A 6,794-nucleotide genomic window follows, 5' to 3' on the forward strand; every position below is an offset into this window, starting at 1 on the left:
CTTTTTACCCCAAACCCCACACCCCAAACCCCAAACACCAAACCCAAAACCAAACCCCAAACCCCAACACCCCGACCCCCAGCCCCGGCACCCCGGCCCCCGCGCGCGCCGCGCCCCCCAGCGCGCCCGGCGCCCCCGCCGCGCCCCCGCGAGTGCGCCGCGCGAGCCGGCGAGCGCGCCCTGAGTGCGAGTGCGAGGAGCCGGAGCTGCGCGAGAGATCGCATTCCCTCGCGCCAATCTTGCTCAGGGCTTGCTTCCTGGCCCAGCTCCGCACATTCAGCACTGGCTTGGCTTTTTACCCCAAACCCCACACCCCAAACCCCAAACACCAAACCCAAAACCAAACCCCAAACCCCATAACCCCGACCCCCAGCCCCGGCACCCCGGCCCCCGCGCGCGCCGCGCCCCCCAGCGCGCCCGGCGCCCCCCGCCGCGCCCCCGCGAGTGCGCCGCGCGAGCCGGCGAGCGCGCCCAGGGCGATTATTTACCTCCCTTCTTTCTTGCTTGTGAGTGCTATTTTGATTGTTCTCTACCACAAGCTCTTTTCTTTGCATTTTGGAGCGCTCTAGCCTGCTTCTGAAATGCGTTTTTCATTCGGCCAACGCCATTATATCATTTTTGTTTTCCCGCACTTTTTGCTTCAAATTTGCACGCACCCCAATCTGCCAATGGCGCCGAGAGTTTCACTTTTTATAACCAACTTAATCAATTTTCGCCGTTCGCGGTCACTGCCTCCTGCCACAGCCCAGATTCGAGCGCCATTCGACTCAGAATCGAAAACCCCCCTTAACAATCCCCCCAAACGCCGACTGCAGTCGGCGCGCTCGAGCTGCAAGCTCTCGCAAAAACACTTCAATACTATTTCGTGTTTTTGCTCTTCTCTCTTCTGCTTTGGCAATGCTCTTATGGGCTCTGTTCTGCTGTTTTGAATTTGCCTGGTAGCTCACACTCTCAGAGAGATGCTCTGAGCTCAGCAGAGAGAAGAGAGAGAAGGGAAATATTGGGTAATTTACCCAATATTTCCCTTTCGGCTCCACTCCATTCCTTTTCTTTTCTCTTTTTCTGCCCTTGCTCTTTGCTTTGCACGAGCGGCTGGTTCAGTCTTGCTTTGGTGGCATCTTCGTCCTTTGGCGTCCTCGCATTTTCGCTTGTGCAAGCCATTCGAAGTCTTTTCTCATGCAACGCGGCTGCATCTCTTGTGCTCACTTGCTCGCGCAGGATCAGCATGACAGAGCGGATGTCGCGTGCCTTTTGTTCTCATCTTGCAGTGCACTGCATTTTCGTCTTTTTGCGGCTGAGAGAGCAGAGCCTTCGGGCAACTCGGATTGCCCGAAATCAGCCAATAGAATCGCGTACTTTGATGCATCAGCTATATTTGAATTTCGCTAGCGTAATTTAAATTTCATGAACTTTCTGCCAAAAAGCTGCGCTAGCGCTATAGCGCTAGCGAGACATTCTCAAAAGTACATGTTCGAGTATGCCAATTCACATGTCGATATTCCGGCAATTCGCTCTTCTTTCGAGTGCCACTCGTTCATTTCGCTCCATCTCACTCCACCGCCGGATCAAGCCATGACTGTGTGCAGCTTCCTGCTCAACGTGGTCGGCAAGCTGGTGCTGGCGGAGGGCCAGCAGTTCAAGAAGTGGGACATGACCGTCTTCTACGACCAGCTGTCGTACAAAGGCGCCAGTGGCAACGGCTCGCAGAAGTGCGTGTTGGTGTGGCAGCTGACCAAGCTGTGCGCCAGAGCGCTGTTCCAGTCGCAGCAGCAGAAGCACGACTCGGGACTCGTGCTCTTCACCTCCGCCCTGTTCGATGGCCCGGAACTCTACTTCACGATCGCGACCGAGCAGCCGCTGCCCAACTGCGGCGACAGCCAAGCGCTGACAAAGGCCTTCGTCACGTATCTGCTGAAAGCTGGCGCAGAGGCGGGAATCGCAGCGGAGACGCTCAGCCAGGTCAAGCCGCTGCTGCAGAAGACCTTCCGCGTCTCTCCTCACGACGACTCGGCCTTCGCAGCTGTTGTGCATCGGCTGAAGTACAGCAAGACTTGCTACAAGGGCGACTCAGAGTATTTCCGGCAGCTCTTCAACGGCCAGTCGCAAAAGCCAGATGACAAGTCCGCGTCGATGCGCGCCTCGCAGTCGAAGAGCGTGGAGAAGTCGCAATGGAAGTTGCCAGGCGACACTAGCGTGAACAAACTGAATGACACCTTCGAGGAGAGCTCCGAGCACTCGCAGCACGAGGTGAGAGAGGAAAGCAAGGAAGACTCCGATCCGCTGCAAGGCTTTCGCAAGCCGCCCACCTCTGCTCCTGGCAAGCTCACCCTCGCTCTCGCACCCAGCGCGGGAGCCAGCGAACAGGAGAAGTCTCCGGCCGAGCAGCTGCGAGACTACTTCGACAGCAAGCCGTGTCTGCGCCACTTCTTCAGCAAGTTCAAGCTGAGCCTCGACAGGCTGCAGGAAGACCCGCTGATGGAGCTGCAGCTGTTCGCGATGGCGCGGCTGCTGAGCGACAAGGAGAAGGCGATCATCGAGACCGCCCTCGCGTCTTCGGTGATGGCGGAGCCGCAGAGAGAGAACGAGGACATCGTGAAGGACTTCGTCGAGCGCTTCGCCGGCAACGCGGCCAACTTCAGCGACAAGGACTTCGCGAAGAAGTACGCGATGCTGGAGCTGGTGTTCGAGAAGCTGATCCACAAGCGCTGGTTCCTCGAGATCCTCGAGTTCTGCGCCCACGAGCTGCTCAAGAAGAACTCTGTCAAGGCGCACTCGGTGGCGAACAAGAGCCTGGTGCTGACGGGCGAGTCGGGCGTGGGCAAGTCCAGCTTCGTGTCCGTCCTGCTCAAGCCGCTCTTCGGCACGGCCAACATCGAGCTGGACCAGCAGTTCCAGCCGCTCGCCACCACCAGCGAGCTGGTGCAGATCCTGTGCTCGCCCGACAACGCGAAGGTCAGGACGCTGTACCGCATGACGCTGATCCCGAACGGCGAGGAGCAGATCCAGATCAAGTACCGCGACTCGCCGCTGACGCTGAAGTACAAGTCGATGGTGATCCTGAGCAACCACTCGCCCGACAAGATCCGCGAGCTGATGGAGCCCGAGTACCACGCGCGCTTCTTCCGCAGGCTCTACCTGGCCGACATCGCGCAAGACCGCGAGCTGCTGGAGTACCTGTACACGCCGGTCAACGACCTGGACATTCCCAACGAGCTGCGGCTCTTTCACTTCTGGAAGCACGTGCTGAGGGTGCGAGTGCGCCACGACAATTCGGTGGACCCGGCTGTCCGGGAGGCGAAGCTGGAGAAGCGGTCGACGGAGGAGTTCCTTGCCAGCGAAGAGATGAAAGGCAAGTACAACAGCTACGTGGAGAAGGTCACGAAGAGATACGCACAGAAACCTAACTAACCTTTTCTGATTTGATTCATTCTTTTGAGTTCTTTGCAAGCGGTTTGCAGACTGCAAAACATCTGCAGGCTGGAAAGCGGAGGGCGGCCGTTTTCTCTTTTGGCAGTTGCGACTTTCCATACAAAACGCCGTCTCTCCGCTTTCGCAGTCCGGAATCCCTTTTGCAGACTGCAACTCTTTCCGCCAACGCGGCTTAACTCCGCGTTCGCGCTTTTATAAACGATGGAACAGAAGAAGACCATGGAAGTGGAGAAGCCGCAGCCCCACCCGCGAGAGCACCCGCCGGCGCCGCAGCCCAAGGCAGAGCAGAGCTTCCTGCAGAAGCGCGACCACGACGTGCTGCAGCAGCTGCAGGGCGCGCTGGACATCAGCCAGATCAAGGCCGTGCTCAAGAGCCCCGTCCACTTCTCCTTCATCTTCGGCTTCGAGCGTTGTCTTACCAGTCAAGTACCACCTGCCGCCCAAGTTCTACATCACGTGGCCCTTCATGCTGCAGGTGCTGCGCGGCGAGAAGAAGCTGCTGCGCAGCAAGGACGTGCGCTTCGCCGGCGCGCTGCCGAAGCTGTCGCAGCTGCAGATCAAGAAGATCTGGCCGGCCGTGCTGCAAGACAGGGAGCTGCTGGCGTACATGCCCGACGTGGACGCCGAGCGCCTGCCGCCGCGCAACTTCTTCTTCCAGATCCTCTCCACGGTGCGGCCGGACATGTTCAACAAGCTGCTGTCCGAGACCGAGAGCGAGCGCAAGAAGAAGAAGGTGGAGCGCAACGAGATCGTGAAGGTGCTGCCCGAGATCTGGAAGGAGCTGGACGGCATCCGCCTGGAGAAGACCTTCGTGAGCAACCCGGCCTCGCGGCGCATCGTGAAGGTGTCGAAGAAGCGGCTCACGCAGTAACTAACTTGTCCCCTGATTTTATAAATGGAGCAGATGAGGCGCAGCGACAGCGAGTCGGTGGACGGGAGCCGGAACCTGGTGGGCGTGGTGCTGGCAGACAAGAGCGGGTACAAGGCCAACCGGCGCGTGACAGTCAAGCCCAAGTTCACGCCAGCCGAGCACTTCGTGGCCGGCCGCTCCTCCGAGCGCCGGCTGCCCTTCTTCTCCTCGTACTTCGTGGACCTGAGCCAGGACAAGGAGCAGCTGGAGTTCTTCCGCGTGAACTTCAACTACAAGAGCGTGATGAAGGTCAAGCAGCTGCTGAAGCACCACTTCGGCAGCCGGTTCAACGCGGAGTGGCTGAAGAAGGACTACGACATGTTCAGCAGGTCGATCCGCGTCGAGCTGGAGAAGAGACGCAGAGAGCGCGAGCAGAGCGGGCTCGCGAAGCGGATCGCCTTCTTCGAACGCAGCTTCCAAGACCCCTCCACGCACTTGCATGCCAGCCAGAGGCACCTGACTCGCACAGAGCGGAGGCACTGGACGTGGGTGCGTCGGCAGAGAGACATGCAGGGAGTGCTCGCCGACTTCCACGCGCTCTCTCCGTGGGACTTCCTGCTGCAGAACTGGAAGCCGGTCGTGTTCCTCTTCGAGAGCGACTACTGCGAGCTGCCCGTGCACAAGCAGCTGGCGGCGCTGACGGAGGCGATCCCGGAGTTCGCAGCCATCTCCAAGACCACCTACCGCAGATTCCTGAAGAAGGTGCTGCACATCCGCTACGGCACGGCCAAGGTCGCGCACGCCAACTGCGACAGCGCCGAGCGCAAGGAAGAGCGGCGGATCGCCACCGTCGCCCTGCTGCACGCGCTGTCGGCGCACGCGCACGTGTTCTTCTTCGACGAGACGACGGTGGCGGAGAGCTCGTTCCGGTGCAAGGTGTGGAAGAAGATCGGCAAGCCGAACACGCACCTGGAGCGCAAGATCGTGTTCGGCACCTTCAAGCTGCTGCTGCTCGTCTCCGCTCGGGAGATCGTGAACTACTGGGTCGTGGCACGCTCCAGCTCCGAGGTGATCTGCGCCTTCCTCGACGAGAGCGTGGAGCTGATCCGCAGCGAGTACAAGGCCGCGCCGCTGCTGGTGTTCCTGGACAACGCGAAGATGCACAAGACGCTGCTGATGCAGCAGTTCAGCGAGCAGAGGGAGGTGCACCTGCTGTTCAACGCGGCGAACTCGAGCAAGAGCATGCCGGCGGAGTACATCTTCGAGAAGGTGAAGCGGGAGTTCCGCAGGCGAGTGTCGAAGAGGCCGAGAGAGAACGTGTCGAAGACACTGTGGGAAGAGTGCGGAAAGCTGGGCGACATTGATGCAAGGCATGCGTATGAGAGAGCGAAGATCTGGATGAGGAAGGCGATCGAACGAGAAAGCTTCTGGATTAAATAACAAAGAGTTCATGGAAAGAAACGAAAGAGACGTTAATTAAATGGCGCGCGCGGGGCCGGGGTGCCGGGGCTGGGGGTCGGGGTTATGGGGTTTGGGGTTTGGTTTTGGGTTTGGTGTTTGGGGTTTGGGGTGTGGGGTTTGGGGTAAAAAGCCAAGCCAGTGCTGAATGTGCGGAGCTGGGCCAGGAAGCAAGCCCTGAGCAAGATTGGCGCGAGGGAATGCGATCTCTCGCGCAGCTCCGGCTCCTCGCACTCGCACTCAGGGCGCGCTCGCCGGCTCGCGCGGCGCACTCGCGGGGGCGCGGCGGGGGGCGCCGGGCGCGCTGGGGGGCGCGGCGCGCGCGGGGGCCGGGGTGCCGGGGCTGGGGGTCGGGGTTATGGGGTTTGGGGTTTGGTTTTGGGTTTGGTGTTTGGGGTTTGGGGTGTGGGGTTTGGGGTAAAAAGCTAAGCCAGTGCTGAATGTGCGGAGCTGGGCCAGGAAGCAAGCCCTGAGCAAGATTGGCGCGAGGAATGCGATCTCTCGCGCAGCTCCGGCTCATCGCACTCGCACTCAGGGCGCGCTCGCCGGCTCGCGCGGCGCACTCGCGGGGGGCGGCGGGGGCGCCGGGGCGCGCTGGGGGCGCGGCGCGCGGGGGCCGGGTGCCGGGGCTGGGGGTCGGGGTTAGGGGGTTTGGGGTTTTGGTTTGGGGTTGGGTGTTGGGGTTTGGGGGTGTGGGGTTTGGGGTAAAAAGCTAAGCCAGTGCTGAATGTGCGGAGCTGGGCAAGGAAGCAATCCCTGAGCAAGATTGGCGCGAGGGAATGCGATCTCTCGTGCAGCACCGGCTCCTCGCACTCGCACTCAGGGCGCGCTCGCCGGCTCGCGCGGCGCACTCTCGAGGGCGCGGCGGGGGCGCCGGGCGCGCTGGGGGGCGCGGCGCGCGGGGGCCGGGGTGCCGGGGCTGGGGGTCGGGGTTATGGGGTTGGGGGTTTGGTTTTGGGTTTGGGGTTGGGGGGGGGGGTTTGGGGGTTTGGGGTAAAAAGCCAAGCCAGTGCTGAATGTGCGGAGCTGGGCCAGGAAGCAAGCTCTGAGCAAGATT

5 protein-coding genes are annotated in these 6,794 nt (G+C 60.8%); 3 read left to right on the forward strand and 2 right to left on the reverse strand.

Annotated features, from left to right (window positions below):
• Positions 1 to 951: 951 nt before the first annotated feature.
• Positions 952 to 1,227 carry a hypothetical protein gene (locus IPM06_20475; protein MBK8772785.1) on the reverse strand — a complete coding sequence of 92 codons (276 nt, stop codon included), beginning with the start codon at positions 1,225 to 1,227 and terminating at the stop codon, positions 952 to 954.
• A 240-nt stretch (positions 1,228 to 1,467) separates the two neighbouring features.
• On the opposite strand from IPM06_20475, the gene IPM06_20480 reads away from it, so the two are divergent.
• The gene (locus IPM06_20480; protein ID MBK8772786.1) at positions 1,468 to 3,408 is read left to right on the forward strand and encodes an ATP-binding protein; all 1,941 of its coding nucleotides are present in this window, start codon (positions 1,468 to 1,470) and stop codon (positions 3,406 to 3,408) included.
• A gap of 213 nt (positions 3,409 to 3,621) precedes the next feature.
• On the opposite strand, the gene IPM06_20485 is transcribed toward IPM06_20480, so the two are convergent.
• Positions 3,622 to 3,855 carry a hypothetical protein gene (locus IPM06_20485; GenBank protein MBK8772787.1) on the reverse strand — a complete coding sequence of 78 codons (234 nt, stop codon included), beginning with the start codon at positions 3,853 to 3,855 and terminating at the stop codon, positions 3,622 to 3,624.
• Between the two features lie 40 nt (positions 3,856 to 3,895).
• Here IPM06_20485 and IPM06_20490 point away from each other — a divergent pair, with 40 nt between their 5' ends.
• Together IPM06_20490 and IPM06_20495 are read left to right on the forward strand one after the other, a co-directional pair.
• Positions 3,896 to 4,300: a hypothetical protein gene (locus IPM06_20490; protein MBK8772788.1), complete on the forward strand. Its 405-nt coding sequence runs from the start codon at positions 3,896 to 3,898 to the stop codon at positions 4,298 to 4,300.
• Positions 4,301 to 4,333: 33 nt separating this feature from the next.
• Positions 4,334 to 5,719, forward strand: coding sequence for a transposase (locus IPM06_20495; GenBank protein ID MBK8772789.1), 1,386 nt, complete (start codon positions 4,334 to 4,336; stop codon positions 5,717 to 5,719).
• Positions 5,720 to 6,794 lie beyond the last annotated feature (1,075 nt).

The sequence above is a fragment of the Hyphomicrobiales bacterium genome, assembly GCA_016710435.1.
In the GTDB taxonomy this organism is placed as follows: Bacteria; Pseudomonadota; Alphaproteobacteria; order Rhizobiales; family Aestuariivirgaceae; genus Aestuariivirga.

Excerpts from the sequence above, each read along its gene's own strand:
- IPM06_20475 (MBK8772785.1), bottom strand. The coding sequence starts at position 1,227 with ATGCTGATCCTGCGCGAGCAAGTGAGCACAAGAGATGCAGCCGCGTTG.
- IPM06_20480 (MBK8772786.1), top strand. The coding sequence starts at position 1,468 with ATGTTCGAGTATGCCAATTCACATGTCGATATTCCGGCAATTCGCTCT.
- IPM06_20490 (MBK8772788.1), top strand. The coding sequence starts at position 3,896 with ATGCTGCAGGTGCTGCGCGGCGAGAAGAAGCTGCTGCGCAGCAAGGAC.
- IPM06_20495 (MBK8772789.1), top strand. The coding sequence starts at position 4,334 with ATGAGGCGCAGCGACAGCGAGTCGGTGGACGGGAGCCGGAACCTGGTG.